21 protein-coding genes and 1 tRNA gene are annotated in these 19,568 nt (G+C 33.7%); 11 read left to right on the plus strand and 11 right to left on the minus strand.

Annotated features, from left to right (window positions below):
* The first annotated feature begins 10 nt into the window (after positions 1 to 10).
* The 6 genes from ACOQOS_RS19825 (at position 11) to ACOQOS_RS19850 (ending at position 8,039) form a co-directional block, all read left to right on the plus strand.
* Complete coding sequence (locus tag ACOQOS_RS19825) at positions 11 to 3,814, plus strand: choice-of-anchor Q domain-containing protein (protein ID WP_420572218.1); 3,804 nt, start codon at positions 11 to 13, stop codon at positions 3,812 to 3,814.
* A gap of 20 nt (positions 3,815 to 3,834) precedes the next feature.
* Positions 3,835 to 4,653, plus strand: a complete 819-nt coding sequence (locus ACOQOS_RS19830; RefSeq protein WP_420572219.1) for a T9SS type A sorting domain-containing protein — start codon at positions 3,835 to 3,837, stop codon at positions 4,651 to 4,653.
* Positions 4,654 to 4,770: 117 nt separating this feature from the next.
* Positions 4,771 to 6,186, plus strand: coding sequence for an FG-GAP-like repeat-containing protein (locus tag ACOQOS_RS19835; RefSeq protein ID WP_420572220.1), 1,416 nt, complete (start codon positions 4,771 to 4,773; stop codon positions 6,184 to 6,186).
* Positions 6,187 to 6,361: 175 nt separating this feature from the next.
* Complete coding sequence (locus tag ACOQOS_RS19840; protein WP_420572221.1) at positions 6,362 to 7,036, plus strand: T9SS type A sorting domain-containing protein; 675 nt, start codon at positions 6,362 to 6,364, stop codon at positions 7,034 to 7,036.
* A 184-nt stretch (positions 7,037 to 7,220) separates the two neighbouring features.
* A complete protein-coding gene (locus ACOQOS_RS19845; RefSeq protein WP_420572222.1) occupies positions 7,221 to 7,541 on the plus strand; it encodes a hypothetical protein in 321 nt (106 codons plus the stop codon).
* A gap of 171 nt (positions 7,542 to 7,712) precedes the next feature.
* Positions 7,713 to 8,039, plus strand: coding sequence for a hypothetical protein (locus ACOQOS_RS19850; RefSeq protein ID WP_420572223.1), 327 nt, complete (start codon positions 7,713 to 7,715; stop codon positions 8,037 to 8,039).
* A 332-nt stretch (positions 8,040 to 8,371) separates the two neighbouring features.
* On the opposite strand, the gene ACOQOS_RS19855 is transcribed toward ACOQOS_RS19850, so the two are convergent.
* From ACOQOS_RS19855 to gpmI, 5 genes are read right to left on the minus strand one after another with little or no spacing between them, the layout of a single operon-like run.
* Positions 8,372 to 9,136, minus strand: coding sequence for a class I SAM-dependent methyltransferase (locus tag ACOQOS_RS19855; RefSeq protein ID WP_420572224.1), 765 nt, complete (start codon positions 9,134 to 9,136; stop codon positions 8,372 to 8,374).
* Positions 9,137 to 9,150: 14 nt separating this feature from the next.
* Positions 9,151 to 9,960, minus strand: coding sequence for a type I methionyl aminopeptidase (gene map, locus ACOQOS_RS19860; RefSeq protein ID WP_420572225.1), 810 nt, complete (start codon positions 9,958 to 9,960; stop codon positions 9,151 to 9,153).
* Positions 9,957 to 10,367: a BT0820 family HAD-type phosphatase gene (locus ACOQOS_RS19865; RefSeq protein WP_420572226.1), complete on the minus strand. Its 411-nt coding sequence runs from the start codon at positions 10,365 to 10,367 to the stop codon at positions 9,957 to 9,959. Before ACOQOS_RS19865 ends, map begins: the two co-directional genes overlap by 4 nt.
* Before the next feature lie 45 nt (positions 10,368 to 10,412).
* A complete protein-coding gene (locus ACOQOS_RS19870) occupies positions 10,413 to 10,985 on the minus strand; it encodes a TlpA family protein disulfide reductase (RefSeq protein ID WP_420572227.1) in 573 nt (190 codons plus the stop codon).
* 5 nt (positions 10,986 to 10,990) lie between these two features.
* The gene (gene gpmI / locus ACOQOS_RS19875; RefSeq protein ID WP_420572228.1) at positions 10,991 to 12,508 is read right to left on the minus strand and encodes a 2,3-bisphosphoglycerate-independent phosphoglycerate mutase; all 1,518 of its coding nucleotides are present in this window, start codon (positions 12,506 to 12,508) and stop codon (positions 10,991 to 10,993) included.
* Positions 12,509 to 12,854: 346 nt separating this feature from the next.
* Between gpmI and ACOQOS_RS19880 the strand changes: the two genes are divergently transcribed.
* A complete protein-coding gene (locus tag ACOQOS_RS19880; protein WP_420572229.1) occupies positions 12,855 to 13,244 on the plus strand; it encodes an ankyrin repeat domain-containing protein in 390 nt (129 codons plus the stop codon).
* A gap of 72 nt (positions 13,245 to 13,316) precedes the next feature.
* On the opposite strand, the gene ACOQOS_RS19885 is transcribed toward ACOQOS_RS19880, so the two are convergent.
* The 5 genes from ACOQOS_RS19885 to ACOQOS_RS19905 form a co-directional block, all read right to left on the minus strand.
* Positions 13,317 to 13,490 carry a hypothetical protein gene (locus tag ACOQOS_RS19885; protein ID WP_420572230.1) on the minus strand — a complete coding sequence of 58 codons (174 nt, stop codon included), beginning with the start codon at positions 13,488 to 13,490 and terminating at the stop codon, positions 13,317 to 13,319.
* 114 nt (positions 13,491 to 13,604) lie between these two features.
* Positions 13,605 to 14,369 (minus strand): M48 family metalloprotease, encoded by a 765-nt coding sequence (locus ACOQOS_RS19890; protein WP_420572231.1) that lies wholly within the window; start codon positions 14,367 to 14,369, stop codon positions 13,605 to 13,607.
* Positions 14,370 to 14,409: 40 nt separating this feature from the next.
* Positions 14,410 to 15,138: a M15 family metallopeptidase gene (locus ACOQOS_RS19895; protein WP_420572232.1), complete on the minus strand. Its 729-nt coding sequence runs from the start codon at positions 15,136 to 15,138 to the stop codon at positions 14,410 to 14,412.
* Positions 15,131 to 16,099, minus strand: a complete 969-nt coding sequence (locus ACOQOS_RS19900; RefSeq protein WP_420572233.1) for a TolB family protein — start codon at positions 16,097 to 16,099, stop codon at positions 15,131 to 15,133. Before ACOQOS_RS19900 ends, ACOQOS_RS19895 begins: the two co-directional genes overlap by 8 nt.
* An 81-nt stretch (positions 16,100 to 16,180) precedes the next feature.
* Complete coding sequence (locus ACOQOS_RS19905) at positions 16,181 to 16,636, minus strand: GNAT family N-acetyltransferase (protein WP_420572234.1); 456 nt, start codon at positions 16,634 to 16,636, stop codon at positions 16,181 to 16,183.
* Between the two features lie 92 nt (positions 16,637 to 16,728).
* Between ACOQOS_RS19905 and ACOQOS_RS19910 the strand changes: the two genes are divergently transcribed.
* Both ACOQOS_RS19910 and ACOQOS_RS19915 read left to right on the plus strand, forming a co-directional pair.
* A complete protein-coding gene (locus ACOQOS_RS19910) occupies positions 16,729 to 17,154 on the plus strand; it encodes a GNAT family N-acetyltransferase (RefSeq protein WP_420572235.1) in 426 nt (141 codons plus the stop codon).
* A gap of 50 nt (positions 17,155 to 17,204) precedes the next feature.
* Positions 17,205 to 17,277: transfer RNA gene (locus tag ACOQOS_RS19915), tRNA-Gly, on the plus strand.
* A gap of 41 nt (positions 17,278 to 17,318) precedes the next feature.
* Here the strand turns inward: ACOQOS_RS19915 and pepE are convergent.
* Entirely contained in the window at positions 17,319 to 18,023 is a 705-nt protein-coding gene (gene pepE, locus ACOQOS_RS19920; protein ID WP_420572236.1) for a dipeptidase PepE, read from the minus strand.
* Positions 18,024 to 18,175: 152 nt separating this feature from the next.
* Between pepE and ACOQOS_RS19925 the strand changes: the two genes are divergently transcribed.
* Both ACOQOS_RS19925 and ACOQOS_RS19930 read left to right on the plus strand, forming a co-directional pair.
* Positions 18,176 to 18,943 carry a carboxypeptidase-like regulatory domain-containing protein gene (locus ACOQOS_RS19925; protein WP_420572237.1) on the plus strand — a complete coding sequence of 256 codons (768 nt, stop codon included), beginning with the start codon at positions 18,176 to 18,178 and terminating at the stop codon, positions 18,941 to 18,943.
* Between the two features lie 81 nt (positions 18,944 to 19,024).
* Positions 19,025 to 19,525, plus strand: coding sequence for a DUF6702 family protein (locus tag ACOQOS_RS19930; RefSeq protein WP_420572238.1), 501 nt, complete (start codon positions 19,025 to 19,027; stop codon positions 19,523 to 19,525).
* The last annotated feature ends 43 nt before the right edge of the window (positions 19,526 to 19,568 follow it).

Raw genomic sequence — 19,568 nt, forward strand, 5'->3', positions numbered from 1 at the left:
TTATAAATAAATGAAGACAAAAGTACTTTTAATATTACTTTTTATAAGTTTAACTACTTACGCAAGTGCTCGAACTACAAGTTCTGAAAGCGAAAACAGTTCAACTTGCTTACCAGAAAATGTGTCCATATTCAATGTTGGACCAAACGCAGCAGAAGTATCTTGGACGTCTATTTCAACAAATACAACGTTGCGATATGTGCAATTAGGATTTCCTTTTTCTCTAGGAACTGATATCTCCAACATTTCAGGAAACACACAAACGATTTCAGGATTAAATTCCAATACAACGTATGAAGTGTATTTACAAGGAAATTGTAATGGCTCTCAATCGGCTTGGACTTTAGCAACAAATTTTACCACATTAAGTGGAAGTATTATTCATGTAAATCATGCAGCTTCAGGAGCAGATGATGGTACAAGTTGGAATAATGCTTTTACAAAATTAGAAGACGCCTTAGCGACTGCAACAGGAAATGATCAAGTATGGGTAGCGCAAGGAACGTATGTGCCAACAACAACCAATACTAATACACGAAAGGCAACTTTCAGTGTATTGACAGGAACAAAACTGTATGGAGGGTTTAACGGTACGGAAACCGCTATCTCAGAAAGAGACATTGAAGCAAACCTTACAATACTAAGTGGAGATTTAAATGGCGATGATAATAATGTGATTACTCATACGGAAGCTACGCGACAAGACAATGCGTATCACGTTGTCAGTATGAGAAGAAATATCAATAATGTATTAATTGATGGATTTACTATTTCAGGAGGAAATGCAAATGGAAGTACTGTATCTTGGGGATCTGTTCTTACGCAATTTTCAGACTCAAAAGGAGCTGCAATTTACTTAAATCCAGTAGTAACAGGAGAAAATGTAACAGCAACGATTCAAAATTGTATTTTAGAAAAAAACTCAGCAACAAACAATAGTGTTTTTGCAGGTTTTGGACCTATAAATGCAGCAACTTTCAATAGAGACTTTACAGGAAATTTTACAAACTGTATCGTTAAAAATAATTATTCTTTAAACTCAGCAGCCTTTCAGTATCACGGATCTACAGGTCAAGGATACAATGCGTATGGAACAATAACTAACAGCTTGTTTTATAATAATACTTCTGTAAATGGATCATCTTGTCTAGCTTTAATAACAAGTAATGCAAATGGCGGAAACACAGGAGGAATGAATGTTACTATAGTCAATGCAACTTTTGCGAATAATACAGGTGCTAGTGGAAGTGTTGTTGAAATGACCAGAGCTTCTAATAGTAGAATAAGAAATTCAATCATTCATGATAACGGAAGTACAACACCATTTACAATCACAACATCAGGATCTACTGTAACCAACAGTATTATTGAAGGTGGACAACAAGGAGGAACAAATGTTGATCCGCTATTTGTCAATAGTAGTGTCAATCTATTTCAATTAAATACAGGTTCGCCAGCTATTGACGCAGGAGACAATACTTTTATTTCCAATTCTATTCTATATGACATCAGTGGCGGTAATCGTTTTGTCAATACTACAGTGGATATGGGCGCTTATGAATACGGGAATTTAGATTGTTCTTCAGTGCCAACGAATATTGTTGTAAGTAATGAAACATTTACCTCAGTAGATGTCTCATGGACACCAGGAGGAGCTGAAACTGTTTGGGACATTATGTATACTCCTGTAGGAACGACAGATGATGTGCTTGTTTCTAATGTTAGCAATCCTTTTACAATAACAGGATTAAATCCTAATACTTCGTATGAAATAGCTGTGAGAGCTTCCTGTATATCTTCTTCAGGAACATATTCATCTAATGCAACTTTTCAAACGGTTAACCCAGTAATTTTTGTTGATGATAGCGCCACAGGATTAAATAACGGATCTTCATGGGCAGATGCTTTTACAAAGTTAGAAGATGCTTTGGCAATTGCTACAGTTGAAACACCAATTTGGGTAGCAGAAGGTACATACATTCCAAGTACTACGAATGCAAACCCTAGAAAAGCAACATTTACAATACCAGGAAGAGTTAAAATGTATGGAGGATTTAACGCAACAGAAACTGATATATCGCAAAGAAATCCAAAAACAAATGTTACCATATTATCAGGAGATTTAAACGGAGATGATAATGCGAATATTGTTGATACAGAAACAACAAGACAAGACAACTCTTATCACGTAGTTTCTATCAGAGGAGATGTTCAAAATATAGTAGTTGACGGTTTTACAATAACTGGAGGAAATGCAAACGGTGCAGCAAACAATAGTTGTTCAACGCCAGCGATAGATCAATCTTTTGACTTAAGAGGTGGAGCAATCTATGTAAATCCATATGCTTCTAATAGTCTTTTAACAGCTAGATTTGCAAACTGTATCCTAGAAAAAAATACAGGAACTAGTGTTGCTGTATACTCAGCTTTTACGCCTTGTGGAGTAGGATTTATGACGCATGATGTAAATTTTGAATCGTGTATTATCAGAGATAATTATTCTCAAGACTTAGCTGCCATGCTTTTTTCGGGAGCGCAACAATTTAGCCTTTTTGGAAAAGGATCTGTTGTGAACAGTTTATTCTATAACAATACATCATTAAATAACTCTTCTTGTTTGTACTTAGGCGCAAGCTCAGGAGGAAATGCAACAGGTTTAGAATTTGAATTGATCAATTCGACACTCTCAAATAACAATGGAGTAAATGATAATGTTATTACAATGGTTCAAGCTTCAAATAGTACTATTGAGAATAGTATTATTTATGGAAACGGATCAGGATCAGGATTTCCTATCGCCATTACAACTTCCTTTTCTGTGGTAAACAATAGTATTGTTGAACTTGGTATGATTGCTGGAGATAATAGCGATCCATTATTTGTAGATCCTGCAAACAATGATTTTACACTACAAGCAAGTTCGCCAGCAATAGACGCAGGAAGTAATGCTTCTTTACCAGCTGCTATCGTTGAAGATTTAAACGGAAACAATCGTACCGTTAATGCTACAGTAGATATGGGTGCATTTGAATATGATGCAAACTTAAATGTAGTTGTTAGTCCAAAAATATATCTACAAGGTGCTATGTTTGGCGCAAGTGCCTCACTAATGAATGACGACTTACGAACAGGAAATTATATACCAACAACATCTATGTATCCTGACGGGGCAACATGTGACGCGGCAGTTTTAACAGTAACAGGAAATGATGCTATTGTTGATTGGGTTTGGGTTGAATTAAGAGACGGAACAACGAATACAACGATCATAGATTCGCAATCGGCATTATTACAACGAGATGGTGATGTAGTTGGAACAGACGGAAGTTCGCCTTTAACTTTTAATAAATTAAGTGGTAATTATCACATCGTTGTCAAGCACAGAAATCACTTGGGTATTATGACAAGTAATACGATCAACTTAACAACAATAAATACAATTGTAGATTTTACAGACGCAAACAATCAAATCACTTATGGAACTAATGCACAAACAACTTTTGGAGTACCAAACGGTACAGTCGCTATGTGGGCAGGAAATGTGAATGGAGATACAATTGTACAGTATTCTGGAACTACACCTGATGCGCCAGGTATTTTATCTGAAGTATTAAATGATTCAGGAAACTTCTTAAACTTTCCTACATACGTATTGAATGGATATGAAGTATACGATATCAACATGGACGGAAATACACAGTACACAGGAACTACACCTGATACGCCTTTCATTCTTCAAAATGTATTAGCACATCCAGGAAACTTCTTAAACTTTAGTACGTATCAAATCGAAGAACAATTACCAGAAAACTAAATAATAGATAAAATAATTACATGATGAAAAAAATAATTTCAACTATATATCTTACCGTACTATTTGCTTTGTTTTCAAACATCGTAAATGCTCAAGATGGATATACGTACACTTTGCAACATAATGGCGGATATAGTTTTACAGTACAAGCAGTTCCTAATACAAGTGCTAACAATTTTGCAACTTCGGTACAGAGTTACGGATTTACATTAATAATTCCAGATGGTGTTACTATAACAGCAACAACTTCGTTAGGAGCAGCAGCAAACGTTACATTTTTTGATGGGAATAATGTTTCAATGCCAACTATTGATGGATATTTAATCACAGAAACCTTAGGAAGTCCTATGTCATTATCAGCGCCATCAGCAGGTACAAATTCTGATGTTTTTACATTCACTGTCAATGCAAATCCAACAAGTGGAGAGCTGAAAGTTTTAGAAAATAATTCAACACTAGCAACTACAGTGACATCTTTAAAATCTTTTATGCAAGCAGATATGATAGATAATGGAATGGCTCAATTTGTGAATGTTGTAGATCCAAATGCTGCTGCTGTCTCGGGAATGAGCACGTTTAATTTTGCGACATTAAGCGTAAATGATGTTCAACTTACAGAAAATCAATTGGAAATTTATCCAAATCCAGCTTCTGACATGATCAATATTCAAACAAATAGTAACATAAGTAATGTAGCTATTTATAATATATCAGGGAAAAAGGTGCTACAAGCCAATAGAACAGATATTAATATTTCAAGACTATCACAAGGAATGTACATTCTAAAAATTACTTCCGATAATGGTGCGCAAATCACCAAACGTTTTATCAAGCAATAATTTATAGTTTACATTATTGTATAAATCCTGTAAGAGTAGTTGCTTACAGGATTTCTCTTTGGTCTTTTTAAAATAATCACAAAAAACAACGCATTCTATGCGCTTTATAATATATACATGAAAACTATTATAATGATGATGACAATCATGGTATGCATTACGTATTCTATGTTTGGTCAAAACTTTTCAGAAGAAACAAATACGCCTTTTGTAGGTGTAAACGGAATAAGCGCTATACAATTAGGTGATGTAGATGGTGATGGCGATTTGGATATTATTGGGATTTTAGGAGGAACAACAGCAAAACTTTATAAAAATAATGGAGCAGGAATCTACACAGAAGAAACAAACGGATTTATAACAGATACAGTACAATATCTCCGATTTGTAGATATAGAACAAGACGGCGATGTTGATATTTTTGTCATTAGAAACGTATCTACATCAGGAATTATTTGGGAATTTGATTTATATGAAAATAACGGACAAGGGATATTTGCAAAACATATAACTTCTGGAATCACAAATGCTTTTGATAATGTATCAGCAAAACTTCAATTCGCTTTTGGAGATGTAGATGGTGATGGCGATATGGACATGACGCTATCAGGATTTACCAACCAGTTTTCTGCAAAAATATGGCGATATGATGGTAACTATACATTCACAGAATCTTTTTCAGGAATCTTACAAGTTGTTGATGGAAAAACACAATTCACTGACATAGATAATGATGGCGATCAAGACTTATTAGTTATTGGACAAACTGTAAACTCTGCTTTTTATCATAAATACTTTAATAATGGATCAGGCAGTTTTTCACTTGGAAATGTAGATAGTGTAGAAGGTTCTTTCTTTGGAGACTTTGATATAGCTGATGTAGATGACGACGGCGATTTAGACGCAGTTCAGGTAGGAGCTAATCGTTCTACGACTGTTATAACGACACATCGAAACAATGGAGCAGGACAGTTTAGTTTATATTTTGGTGTTCCTGCATCAAATTATGGAGCGTTGTCTACTGTAAAATTTGCTGACTTTAATAATGATGGCGATGTAGATATGATCGCTGCTAGTAGAAGTGCTTCACCAAAAATGAATATCTTCTTAAATACAGGTACAGGAAATTTTGTTCCTATGACGGGACAATCTTTTGCTAGTTTTAATCTTTCTGTAGAAGTACAAGTTGGAGATATAGACAATGATGGAGATATAGATATTATACAAAGCTATCAAACGGCTGGTATAGGAATGTATACAACTAAAATTTATAAAAACAGTTTAGCAACACTTTCTACGGAAGAATTTGAAGCAAAAAACATATTTCTATATCCAAATCCAACCAAAAATGTGATAACCATTCAGACGCCTGAAACAATCAAAAATAGTATTGTATATAACATCTTGGGAGAAGAAATGTTTCAAACAAATGAAACATCGATACACCTTTCTCATCTATCAAAAGGACTCTACATGATACAAATGGAAATGCAGGATGGAATAATCATCACGAGAAAAATTATCAAAGAATAAATCGTCATTCTGAAGCTAACAAATAATGCACGAATTATAAATTATTGCTAAAAAAGAATCTTTCAGAAGTTCATAACGATCTTTTAGCAATTGTTATAACATCAAAGCTTAGATACTAAATACTTTTAAAAGAAATAATCAACTCCAATAGAGGTTTTAGCATAAAAATATCAATATGAAAATAAAACTACTTCTTCTTACTTTATTTATAGCAGCAACAGCTACTGGACAAATTACTTTTCAAGGATGTCCTTCTATATTAGGAGCTCAAAATTTTGTACTTAGTGCTACAGATACAACTAATGATAATGGAGTTGTAAGAAATACATATGAAAGTACACCATTAAACTTTGCGCAGAGTTGTCCGGCAGGAGTATGTGAAATTAGGATTGTATGGAACACTGTTTCCGACAGATGGGAAATACAACTCGACAACGATGGTCCTATAAATACACCAGACTATTCTACTGCGGTATTATATTTTAGTACAACAACGTCCAGTCCTAATCCTCCAGATATCAATACCGGTAATTGGCAAAACAATGGCTTTTGTCCAAGTGTTATTACAACTATGAGTGGAAGTGTTGATGATGGAACTACATTACACATTGAAGAGGTTTCTAATGCTATAAACCAAATAACAGTATATCCTAATCCTGTAAAAAATATTTTACACATAGAAACGACATCGCAATTAAAATCGATAGTGCTATTTTCTATGCTTGGCGAAAAAATCAGTAGTACAAATCAAAACAATATTGATCTTTCTGCCATATCCAACGGACTATACATGTTACAAGTAGAATTGTTAAATGGAAATATTACTACTAAAAAAATCATCAAAAAATAACTACCCAAACCAATCAAGGCTAGCAATTTGCTAGAAGAATTCGATCGGATTGTAAAACGGCTTCAATCCGATCATTTCTCAAAAATTATTCTTTAGAAACTCAAATCGGCTTTTCAGAAAATAACAATACTATCCGTGATATGTTTGCAATATATTGCCGCCGAAACAAAAAATAGAAGCTTTTATGAAATTAGCAATCATTACCATTAGTTTACTTTCTGTATTTACATTTTCAACAACTACAGAAGTATCTTCAGAAACAGTAGAAACGACTGAAGAAGTGTATGGAAGTAGTTTTTCTTTAATAAACGATACAAAAAGTAAGGTTTCCATATACACAGGAAGCGGTTATGTTTCTCTAAACAAAGGAAGTAAAACAAGCATTTCTTGTAAAGTTGGAAAAACGGTACACTGGGCAAACAAAGGGAAAAAAGGTGATGTCATTTTCAAAATAACAAGTGACATGTGCGGTGAAACTATCAAACTTTCCAAATTAATGGACTAATTTAAAAAGGGGTAATTTTTTAAAAGTTAAAAGCGCAAAATCAACCATTCAAAAAATCTAGTTTTTTAAAGGTACATACTTACCTTTAGTGGTTAAAAGAGAATCTTTATAGAAAAGGTTCTCTTTTTTTGTGTGAGAATTGTTAGTTTTAACTAAAACGAAATTAACAAAATGGGGCGGATTTTATGTGAAAAACACGGAGAACAATCATTTTACCAAATATGTGAGCATCATTATGCAGATGTTTGTAATGGTATAAAATCTAAAGTGCTAACTACAGGAATATTTGCGTATAAAATATGTGAAAATTGTTATGAAAAGTATTCCTTCAAAGAAATTGAAAACTATACAATTGATGAGGTTTTAAAACTGCCTGAAGCAGCGGCTACAACCATTGAAACGTTAGTGTCTCAAAAACATGATTTAGTATCAGTTAAAGGAATATGTGTACAATGCTATCAAGAGAAGCTAAATTCTTTTAATGAGGACAAAAATTAAAAACCCAATCGCAATGAGTAATAATACTATGGCTACTATATGGTCAAAGAGCGTAAACGGTTTTCCTTTGGCATAACTCTTTTTGCAGGATTCCCAATTTAGAAACGTACCCAAAGCTGCATATATACAAAACAAAAGGAAAAGAATAGAAAAAATCAAGGCTTCACTCATAACTAATAAGTGGAATAAAAAGAGGAAACGTTACAAGAGATAATGAGTTTTTGAAGTTGATATGTTTATAAATACAAGAGTTTATATTTTGAAATAAAAAATTGCGGAAGCATATTAAAATCAACAAATCAACAAATCAACAAATCAACAAATCAACAAACTTACTTAAAACAAACCGGAATGATTTCTCCTTCCATCAAGCAGTATTTTTCAATTTCTTCTGATGAAAACTTTTCTGTATAAGCTTCTTCTTTTACTGTAAATCCGATGCTTCGGAGTTTGTCAAAATAATCCAAACCGTACACGCGTACATGATCATATTGACCAAATATTTTTGTACGTTCTTTTTCATCTGTGATAGAATCATCTTCAAAAGTAACATCACGTTCCAAATCTTGGGGAATCTGCAAAATTGCCATTCCGCCAGGCTTTAAAATACGATACAATTCTTGCATTGCTTTCGTGTCATCAGGAATATGTTCCAATACATGATTACACAAAATAGTATCAAATGAATTGTCTTCAAAAGGCAAATCGCAAATATCAGCTTTTACATCTGCCAAAGGTGAAAATAAATCAGTTGTTGTATACTCTAAATTTTTTTGCTTGCGGAAACGTTTATAAAAAGCTTGTTCAGGTGCAAAATGTAATACTTTCTGAGGTTTGGTAAAGAAATCGGTTTCGTTTTGCAAATACAACCATAACAAACGATGACGCTCTAAAGACAAAGTGCTTGGAGATAAGGCGTTTTCACGATTGATGGCATATCCATACGATAAAAAACTTCGAAAACTTTTTCCGTCAATTGGATCCGTGAATTTATTTCCTTTCAATGCAAACGTAATAATTGGACGAATCCAATAGCTCAACTTAATTAAAAGTGGTCTTGGAATGGTATTGAGTATGTATTTGAAAAGTTTCTTCACGAGAATTTTAAACCTTAAGCCTGTTGTCTAAACTCGTCTTCTTCATCACTTTCTATACCTAAAGCCTCATAAATATACTGGAAAGTAGATAGTAATTCAGGTTTTCCATTAACAATGGCAACATCGTGCTCAAAATGTGCGCTTGGTTTTCCATCGCGTGTTAAAACCGTCCAACCATCACGTAAAAACTTAATGTTTTTGGTTCCCATATTGATCATAGGTTCGATAGCAACTACCATTCCTTCAACGAATTTCTTTCCACGACCACGACGACCGTAATTTGGCATCTCTGGGTCTTCATGCATCGTTTTTCCTAATCCATGACCTACTAATTCACGAACAACACCGTAACCATGTGCTTCTGTATATTTTTGAATTGCATAACCAACATCGCCTACACGATTGCCTATTTTCAACTCACGAATTCCAACATATAGAGATTCTTTCGTTACTTGAAGTAGTTTTTTAGTTTCAGGAGCTATTTCTCCAACAGCAAAAGTATACGCATGATCTCCATAATATTCATTCTTTATGGCGCCACAATCTACCGAAATAATATCGCCTTCTTGCAAAGGTGTCGTATTTGGAATTCCGTGAACAACTTGCGCATTTGGACTCATACACAAGGTATTTGGGAAATTATACAATCCTAAAAACCCAGGAATAGCTCCATGATCGCGAATAAATTCTTCTGCCAGCTTATCTAAATGTAAAGAAGTAACGCCAGGCTTAATTTCGCTGGCTAACATTCCTAATGTCTTGGAAACAATCAATGCACTTTCTCGCATCAATTCAATTTCTTCTCGTGTTTTTTGTATGATCATTTCTTTAGAAAGGAAAACAATCCTTTTTTCTTTTTTAATGTTGTCTTAGGTGCTTCATTAGTAAGTAGCTGATATACTTCGCCCCAACCTATAAAACCACCAATATTTCTATCGTCAATAAAATAGTCTGCGTTGATTTTTCTGCTTAGTTTTCCTTCATATACTTCTTCAGGATAGCTATTGTTTATGGCATAAAAAACAATACCGTTTTCTTTACAAAATGCAACGGCTTCATCTAAACGTTTTCCGCTTCGATATGTCCATAAAATCAATCGGTGTCCATCTTGTTCTAATCTTTTCAACGTTTCAAACGCGAAGATTTTAGCTGAACCAACTTTAGGATATGCATCTTCTACAATAGTACCATCAAAATCTACGGCAATAAGTAAACTTTCTTTCACAATCATTCCACTTCCTATTTTTGTGCCTGCAAAGCTACAAAGAATTCGGCATTATTCAGCATAAGTATGCTTGTAGTCTTCACCAGATAAAATACTTAGCATGTCTTTTTCTAAAGATTCTACTGGCGATTCTACAATTCGATTCAATTCTTTGCCTTCTTTAGAAAAAATAAATGTAGGAACATTGGTAATGTTAAAACCATCTTCCAAATGGTCAGGCGTCATTTTATCTTCATCAACAGTAATGATTTCTATATCTTTTCCATCCAATTTCATGATGTCTATAATTCTAAAAAAGTGAGGAACTTCACGCTGACTGTCTTCACACCAAGTTCCCATAAAAATTTTTACTTGTACATCTTTCAACAAAGGTTTTACATTTTCGGCAATTTCTTTAGCTACAGGATATGTTGAATATGTTGGAGCAAACCAACTATCATACGGTGCATCTGAAATGGCTTTTCGTGTTTGAACTCCTGTCAAAATAGGCAATTTTTCTTCTTCTGCAACTTCAGTGCTGATACTTTCTGTAGCTACAACAGTTTCAGCAGGAATCGTTGGTTTCTTTTCGTCTTTACAAGCAACAAACGCAGTTACCAATAAAATATATAAGACTTTTTTCATATCGATTAAATAAGTGATTTTTGAGTCATTAATTCAGGTTGCGGAATTCCGATCATTTCTAAAATCGTTGGCGCAATATCTCCTAAAACACCATCTTTAATTTGCTTGATATCTTCATCAACCAAAATAATAGGAACCGGATTTGTAGTGTGCGCTGTGTTTGGACTTCCATCCGGATTTATCATAGTGTCGCAATTTCCATGATCGGCAATAACAATTGTACTGTAATCGTGTTTTTGTGCTACTTCAATAATAGCTTTGGCACATTCGTCCACAACTTCACAAGCTTTTACCGCAGCGGCAAAATCTCCTGTGTGTCCAACCATGTCAGGATTCGCAAAATTTAAACAGACAAAATCAGTATCTGCTTTTTCCAATGCTGGAATGATTTTATCGCGAATATCATAGGCACTCATTTCAGGTTTTAAATCGTAGGTTGCTACTTTTGGTGACGGACATAACAAGCGTTCTTCGCCATCAAAAGGTGTTTCTTGACCGCCATTAAAAAAGAATGTTACATGCGGATATTTCTCTGTTTCAGCAATGCGAATTTGTTTCTTTCCGTGTTTAGCCAAAACTTCTCCTAGTGTGTCTTTTATATTTTCTTTGTTGAATACTACTTGTACATTTTTGTAAGAAGCGTCATAATTGGTCAACGTCACATAATAAAGTGGAAGCTTTTTCATATCGAACTCAGGAAAATCTTGTTGCGACAATACTTCTGTTAATTCACGTCCACGATCTGTTCTAAAATTGAAAAAGATCACCACATCATCAGCCTGAATTTTAGCAATTGGTTCGTTGTGTGCATCTGTCATGACAATCGGCTTGATGAATTCGTCTGTAACATCAGCATCATAACTTTCCTGAATACTTTGCGTAGCATTTGTGCTCAACGTTCCTTTTCCATGTACCAAAGCGTTATATGCTAATTGTACGCGTACCCAACGTTTATCTCTGTCCATAGCGTAATAACGACCTGTAATTGTGGCAAGTTTTGCATTTGCCTTTTGGCAGAATGTTTCTGTTTGTGCTATAAAGTCTTTCCCAGATTTCGGATCTACATCTCTACCATCAGTAAAAGCGTGAACAAATACATCATTTACATCATAATCGTTAGCTAAATTCACTAAACCTTCCAAATGATTGATATGCGAATGTACGCCTCCGTCAGAAACTAAGCCTAAAAAATGAACAGCTTTGTTGTTGTCTTTTGCATGTTGTAACGCTGTAGTAAGTACTTTTTCGTCTTTTAAAGTATTATTCTGAATCGCTAAATTGATTTTTGCTAAATCTTGGTATACAATACGTCCTGCACCCAAGTTCATATGTCCAACTTCACTATTTCCCATTTGACCTTCAGGTAAACCTACGTTCATTCCGTCAGTAAGTAAATTAGCGTTCGGATATTTTGTGTATAAGCTATTGATGAATGGAACATTTGCATTGGCAATTGCGGAAACTTTTGGTTCTGGTGATTTTCCCCATCCATCCAAAATCATTAAAATAACTTTCTTATTCATTCGAGATAAATTGATTTAAAAAATAAAAATAAGTGGTTTTGATTACATAACACAGTACAAACTCAAAAAAGGAAGCATTTTAAGAAAGGATTATCAAATTCACAGTAAAAGGCAGTTTTTTCCGAAAGAATGTCAAAAAATATCCATTAAGAAATTCTTAAAATTATCTATACAAATTCTTAATAGTTTTTCAGTTTTTAAGATGGCTTTAACAGATTCTCTACAGAATAGTTAAGGTACTGTTATAATTAAAAAATGTGTGCAACATTTTCTGCGGAGTGTCGTCTCTTTGGTGTAGTTAATTTTACAAAAATCGACAATCATCAATTAGAAAAACAACAACATTATGAGAAAAACAATTTTTATGATCGCTCTTATAGTAGGAGCTTCATTCACTACGGCCAACGCAACAGAAAGAAACAACGAATCAAGAACAAACAAAGTAACTGTTACTAAAATAGTAAAAGTAAATGCGTTTTGTGTGGCAATTTCAAAAGGAGATTTTGACACAGTGAAGAAAATGATTCAGTTTGGAGAAAACGTAAACAAAACATCTAATGGAAAAACTCCTTTGATGTATGCTGCTCGTTACAACAGAGTTAAAATTGCCAATTTATTACTTGATAACGGTGCAAAAGTAGATTACAAAGATAAAAATGGACGTACTGCTATTGATTATGCAAAAATTTCAAAAGCAACAGATGTAAAAGAAGTTTTAGAGAGTGCATCAAAATAATCGTAAGATTACCTAAATAGAGAAAACCGCTTCAATTTTGAGGCGGTTTTTTTGTTTGCATGCTAGTATCAATTAATCTTGCCTTGGCCATTTCTGGCATTGATTGGCGCCGTAACATCTTGTAATATTTACTGTTTGTACAGGACATTGTCTAGAAAATCTTGGCGATCCACCAACAATAGCTGATTGATTTAAAATGCTTATTTGTTTTTTGTTTAAGCGTAAAAAGTTTCTCTTTTTTTTCATGACTTCTAAGGTTAAAAAATTGGTAGTCAGAAATATAATAAGAAAAATGACAGCAAGATTACTGTTTTACCATCGTTTGTGGTAGTGTCGTACTTTAAAACAAAATGAGAAAACCTAATTGCGATATTTTGCAATTGTTTCTTTGATTTTCTCAATACGATTTTCAGGATCTGGATGCGTACTTTGAAATTCTGGTGTTCTATTTGGTCCAGCTGCAGCTTTTAAAATTTTCATTACTTCAATCATAGCTTCTGGTTCATAGCCAGCATACATCATTAGTACAACACCAAGTTCATCACTTTCTAATTCGTCTTCACGACCATTTTTTAGTAACGTGTTTTGAGCAATGCCACCAACCATTCCGCCCATATCAGCACCAACTGAGGCGCCTGTAGAAAGTGTTTGCCAAAAATCAGTTTCCGCAATACGTTCTGCTGAATGTCTTCCTAAAACATGCCCAATTTCATGTCCTAAAACACCAGCAAGTTGTGCATCATTCAGTTTACTATACAAAGCATATGTGATAAAAATCTGTCCGCCAGGTAACGCAAAAGCATTGATGGCTCTTCGGTCTGCAAGCAAATGAAATTCAAATCTATAAGGAGATTCTGCTGCCATGGTATTTGCACGAACTAACTTTTCCCCAATCATATCTACATGTGCTTGAGCGCCTGCATCAGGATACAATCCGTCGTGTTGTTGCGCCATCGCATCTCTATTTGCAAATCCTAATTTGATCTCTTGTTCTGGAGTCATATTAATTGTCTGCACACGATTGGTGTATGGATTTGTTTGTCGATTTGCACATTTTTTAAAAAAGGCAAAACCTACAATAGCGAGCCCGATTAATAATCGGATTTTAAATCTATTTCCTCTCATAATATGTTACATTGGTGCTTATAAAAGTACAAAAACCTTATCATAAAAGTTCTGGATTAATATCGAGAATGTTCTCTTTTATGTATGAATTGACAAAGTTTTCGTCGAAATGCTCACTTCCCATCAATTTTTCCGCTTGAAGCATCTCTTTTACATTCAACTTTCTGTATGCTTGAAGCATAGGTTTTGAAAGTGGCGCATAACTATAATGCCAAGGTTCATATTTGAATCCTTTTCTATTCGCATGATCTGTATACACGATATAAAAACCAAAAGAATTTGCGTTCGTTTCTAACCATTCACGAAGTTTGCAAAATGGTCCGTCACCATGAAATTTTTGCGGAACCAATACATCACCACTGTAACGTGCATTTTTGTCAATAATATCAATATCAGTTGCCCAATGATGCCTAGAAGTTCCGGGAATCGTAGAATACGCAATAATTTTTTTGATCGCTTTTATAGGAGATAAACCTTGTTTTGTAAAACGTTTGTATTTGCGTTCCCAAATTCTATTTTGATGTGCATAATTGCGATAACTTGAAACTACGTGAATTGAAATTCCATCTTTTTCTGCAGCAGCACGCATTTTTACAAAAGCATCGTAGGCTTCTTTTCGCAAAGAAAAACCCTTTCCAAAAACAGTTGGATTTCCTTTTCCAATCAATTCTAAAGGGTCTGTATTTTTCATGTTAAAAGCCATACTTGGCATACTGTGTAATGCTAAAGTGCCTAAACCAAGCAGCTTCATGAAGTTTTTTCTATTCAAGTTGAAGTGATTTTAATAATTTCTCAAACGAAAGATAGTAAATTTTTGAAGTCCCATTGCTTCCAGTATTCATAACTTCTTTCAATTTATGTAATGACATTTTTTTATACATTGGTTGTATAGTACTTTTTTCACTGGTAAAGAAAAAATATTTCTTGTCGAAAGAAACAAAGGGACAATAATCAATTTGATCAGAATTAATACGTTTTCCTAAATGAACAGCTTCTTTCCATATGCCGTTTTCAAGAAAACTAATATACAAATCACCGCGACCTAAACTTCCTTTTCTTCCATACGAACCAAAAATAATAAATGACTCATCAGGACTTACATATGCATTGTATTCGTACGTTTTGGTGTTTACGCCAGTTCCCAGACTTACAGGTGTTTTATACGTTCCATTTTTAAATTCACTCTTATAAATATCTTCTTTTCCTTTGGCATCTTCGCGTGCTGCGGTAAAATAAATGGTTCCATTAGTTGCTACAGAAGGATAAAATTCATTTTTGTTAGTATTGATTGTTTCTGGCAATCGCGTAGGATTTCTCCATTGACCATTTTCTTTAATCACAACCCATAAGTCATAATCTTTTTTTGGAGTAGTTTTACCTTCGATTGGCCGTTTTGAAGCAAAAAATAATTGTTTCCCATCTGGAGAAAACGCAGGTTCAATATCATGAAAATTTCCAGAAAAAGAAGCAATAGTGAAAGCGGTCCATTTTCCATTGATTTTTTTAGACGTCAAAATTGTTCTAAAAGCATTCTTAGGAGCGTCTAAAGTGAAGAAAATTTCATCATTTGTAGGCGAAATTGCCATATCTCTCACATTGATATTCTTAAATTCAGGAAGCTGAATGAAAACTTCTGGAGTTGTAACTTCTTTTTTAAATGTAATATCAGCGTGATGTTGGGCAAATACTTGAGTACTTGTCAATACAAGAAGAAAAATAATTTTTTTCATGAGGATATTGTTTTGATTGATGATTGAATCATAAAAAGTAGTCTTTTCGTGTTTCTTGAAACGTTAAAGAGTCGTTAATCTTTAGTCTTTCAATGTTTTTATCATCACAAAATGCAATCCTATTTTGGGAATTGTATATGGAATTCCGTGTTTTTTATAGTCTAATTTTTCATAAAAACGAACGGCAATCTCACGTGCATTCATCCAAATAAAAGTTCCGCCACGTGTAAGAATCATTTCTTCCGCTTTTTTTACCAGCGCATCGCCAATTCCTCTTTTTTGAAAATTAGTTAATACTGCCATACCGCGCAATTGAAATGCCTTTTTAGTACTTATTTCTTTGTGATCTCTTTCTAATAAGGAGACGACGCCGACCAGTTGATTATTAAAGTAATATCCTAAATGAAAAGTAGTTGGTAAATCATCTCCATCAAAACGACAAGAATCAATAGGTTTTCCCTTACGAAGCACTGGATGACGCACATCATACGCTGTTGTTGCGGTAATTTCTTTGATGATAAAATTAGAAGTTTCCATATTCACAAAATATATTCAATAACTCAAAAGTATAACTAATTTGGGAGTTGTTTTTGACTGAAATAAATTATTTTTGAACAAAAGTTTACAGCATGCAAATTACGTTTCAACTGCTCAATAGAAAAGAAGCTTCTATCATTTTACCATATCTAGATATCATGAATCATCAAAACGTTCCTATGGAGATTTTGAAAGAACGATTTGAAGAAATGTTGTCTCAAAACTATGAAGCATTCGGAATTTATGATGACAATCAATTGATTGGTTGTTTTGGTTTGTGGAGCATGACACGTCATTACTGCGGAAAAAGTTTAGAACCAGATCATGTGTATATCGAAGAGAATTATCAAAGCAAGGGAATTGGTGCGCAATTATTCAAATGGATTGAAGCATATGGAAAGAAAAAAGGAGTTACTGCCGTAGAATTGAATACTTATGTTGAAAATTTTCCATCACATAAGTTCTATTATAATCAGGGATTTATAGCAAGAGGATATCATTTTTTGAAAAAAATCTAAAAAAACATTTGGAAAAAGAAACCTTATTTCTATATATTTGCACCCGCAATGCGAAAGTAGCTCAGTTGGTAGAGCGTCAGCCTTCCAAGCTGAATGTCGCCGGTTCGAACCCGGTCTTTCGCTCAACAAAAAGCCGATTCAATCCTGAATCGGCTTTTTTTATGTTATGAAAATATAATTTCGGAACCTGTTGATAGTTCGTAAGGTTTTTTGTCATGTTCAAAAATGCGAGCTGTGTGTTTGCCTTCAAGTATAGCTTTATCGCCTTTGACACGAATCCAACTTCCTTCTCGTATTCCAACAACAGGAAGCGTATTGAATTTGTGGAATTCTTTAATGCGTGTTTCACGTGTTTCTCCCATATGTGTATTTCCTTCAATCGGATCTAAATAATGTGGATTGATGTTGAAAGGAATTACGCCTAAAGTTTTAAAACTTGGCGGATATATAATTGGCATATCATTCGTTGTTTGCATGCTAAGTCCGCAAATATTACTTCCGGCGCTGGTACCTAAATAATTTGTTCCATCTAAAATAGCTTCACGTAATGGTTGCATTACTTCATGTTTGTAAAGCTGTGAAACTAATAAGAATGTATTTCCGCCTCCTGTAAAAATACCTTTTGCGTTCTTAATTGTTTCTACAGGATTTTCAAATTCATGTACACCATGTATTGTTTTCCCAATTTTTTCAAAAGCCTTTCTTGCTACATTGGTATATTCGTCATGTGTAATTCCGCCTGGACGTGCATATGGAATAAATAAAATTTCTTCCGTATCTTTAAAAAACGAAGCAAGTTCGTCTATAATATACTTTAAATAACCACTTCCGTGAACCGTTGAAGTACTGGCAACAATAATGTTTCTCATAAGGTGTAACAATAATTTATACTAAATCGTAAAAGTAATGATTAAAAGGTTTTAACAAAAGTTTAATGTGTGTTGGCATTTTTTTAAGGACAATAGTTAATTTCTTTATGCCGTTATTTTATGAAACCTAATTAACCAACAATTCCAAAGCTATGAAACAAAAATTACTCATATTTTTTCTTTTAATATCATCAATATTGCTTGCGCAAGAAGGAGAACGGAAAATTTTACGTGGTTCAGTTGTGTACAGAAATGTGAAAGCTGTTGGTGTAAATATTGTAAATAATACTACAAGTAAAGGCACCACTACTGATCAGAAAGGTGAATTTGAAATTTCTGTGAAGAAAGATGATATTTTAATCTTTTCCTCAGTACAATATACAATCAGGGAAATTGTTATTACGGAAAAAATTCTGACAAACAATCGTTTGGTAGTTGAGGTAAAAGAGAAAATAGAACAATTGGATGAAGTTGTGATTAGTCCCGAGAATCAAGAAAAATTCCTAGATTTTCAAGAAAAAGAAATTGTAAAGTATAAAGACTATCAATTTGCCGATGACCGCTATTCTACAGTAAAAAACGAAGCGCTTGGGCAAACAAATTTTCAAGGAGCAAACATTATTGGATTGGTTGGAATGTTGATAGGTTCTATTTTTAAAGGAGGAAAAAATAAAGACAAAAAAGAAGTAAGACCGATATATGAACGCACAAGTTTTAATGAAATTCGCGATCGATACAAAGATGAATTTTTTACAAAAAACCTAGGCATTCCTGAAGATAAGATAAGTTTGTTTTTATATTACTGTGATGATCAATTGCCTTCTGAAGATATCTTTTTACAGAAAAATGAATTCTTAATGATTGATTTCATGGTAAAACAGAGTAAAAACTATCTTGAATCTATGAAAACAAAAAACTAAAAAATACGGTTAACAGTAGCTGTAATTTGGAATGCTTTTTGGATATATTTGTCACGACAATATAAAAACGTCTTTTTCTTTATGAAAGTTCAAAAACTCTTAATTCTATTTTTAGCAATTCCACTCATTGCTTTTACAACAGCGCATAAATTTTATGTAAGTGTTACCAATATTGAGCACAGTAAAAGTGACAATGCATTACAAATTACGACACGAATTTTTATTGATGATTTTCAAAGAGTACTTAAGGAACGTTATGATTTTCTAGGAGAACTAACAACAGAGAAAAATGTTGAAGAAGTTGAAAAACTCATGCAAAAGTATCTCAAAAAGAAACTCAAAGTTTGGGTAGATGGTGAAATGAAAACCTTTACCTTTCTAGGAAAACAATATGAAGATGATGTTACCATTTGTTACTTGGAGATTGAAAACATACAACAAATAACTTCTCTTGAAGTAGAGAATGCTATTCTGTATGAAATAGAAGAAGAGCAACAGAATTTAGTACACGTAAAAATAAATGATGAGCGTAAAAGTCTCTTATTAACAAGAGAAAACGATAAAGGTTTGTTAAAATTTTAACAAAAAATATTCAAAATAGTTACTTTTAGGGTTTGAAAAATAC

It is taken from the genome of Kordia sp. (assembly GCF_965224175.1).
Classification (GTDB): Bacteria; Bacteroidota; Bacteroidia; order Flavobacteriales; family Flavobacteriaceae; genus Kordia.

Excerpts from the sequence above, each read along its gene's own strand:
- ACOQOS_RS19825 (WP_420572218.1), top strand. The coding sequence starts at position 11 with ATGAAGACAAAAGTACTTTTAATATTACTTTTTATAAGTTTAACTACT.
- ACOQOS_RS19830 (WP_420572219.1), top strand. The coding sequence starts at position 3,835 with ATGATGAAAAAAATAATTTCAACTATATATCTTACCGTACTATTTGCT.
- ACOQOS_RS19835 (WP_420572220.1), top strand. The coding sequence starts at position 4,771 with ATGAAAACTATTATAATGATGATGACAATCATGGTATGCATTACGTAT.
- ACOQOS_RS19840 (WP_420572221.1), top strand. The coding sequence starts at position 6,362 with ATGAAAATAAAACTACTTCTTCTTACTTTATTTATAGCAGCAACAGCT.
- ACOQOS_RS19845 (WP_420572222.1), top strand. The coding sequence starts at position 7,221 with ATGAAATTAGCAATCATTACCATTAGTTTACTTTCTGTATTTACATTT.
- ACOQOS_RS19850 (WP_420572223.1), top strand. The coding sequence starts at position 7,713 with ATGGGGCGGATTTTATGTGAAAAACACGGAGAACAATCATTTTACCAA.
- map (WP_420572225.1), bottom strand. The coding sequence starts at position 9,960 with ATGATCATACAAAAAACACGAGAAGAAATTGAATTGATGCGAGAAAGT.
- ACOQOS_RS19865 (WP_420572226.1), bottom strand. The coding sequence starts at position 10,367 with ATGATTGTGAAAGAAAGTTTACTTATTGCCGTAGATTTTGATGGTACT.
- ACOQOS_RS19870 (WP_420572227.1), bottom strand. The coding sequence starts at position 10,985 with ATGAAAAAAGTCTTATATATTTTATTGGTAACTGCGTTTGTTGCTTGT.
- gpmI (WP_420572228.1), bottom strand. The coding sequence starts at position 12,508 with ATGAATAAGAAAGTTATTTTAATGATTTTGGATGGATGGGGAAAATCA.
- ACOQOS_RS19880 (WP_420572229.1), top strand. The coding sequence starts at position 12,855 with ATGAGAAAAACAATTTTTATGATCGCTCTTATAGTAGGAGCTTCATTC.
- ACOQOS_RS19885 (WP_420572230.1), bottom strand. The coding sequence starts at position 13,490 with ATGAAAAAAAAGAGAAACTTTTTACGCTTAAACAAAAAACAAATAAGC.
- ACOQOS_RS19890 (WP_420572231.1), bottom strand. The coding sequence starts at position 14,369 with ATGAGAGGAAATAGATTTAAAATCCGATTATTAATCGGGCTCGCTATT.
- ACOQOS_RS19900 (WP_420572233.1), bottom strand. The coding sequence starts at position 16,099 with ATGAAAAAAATTATTTTTCTTCTTGTATTGACAAGTACTCAAGTATTT.
- ACOQOS_RS19905 (WP_420572234.1), bottom strand. The coding sequence starts at position 16,636 with ATGGAAACTTCTAATTTTATCATCAAAGAAATTACCGCAACAACAGCG.
- ACOQOS_RS19910 (WP_420572235.1), top strand. The coding sequence starts at position 16,729 with ATGCAAATTACGTTTCAACTGCTCAATAGAAAAGAAGCTTCTATCATT.
- pepE (WP_420572236.1), bottom strand. The coding sequence starts at position 18,023 with ATGAGAAACATTATTGTTGCCAGTACTTCAACGGTTCACGGAAGTGGT.
- ACOQOS_RS19925 (WP_420572237.1), top strand. The coding sequence starts at position 18,176 with ATGAAACAAAAATTACTCATATTTTTTCTTTTAATATCATCAATATTG.
- ACOQOS_RS19930 (WP_420572238.1), top strand. The coding sequence starts at position 19,025 with ATGAAAGTTCAAAAACTCTTAATTCTATTTTTAGCAATTCCACTCATT.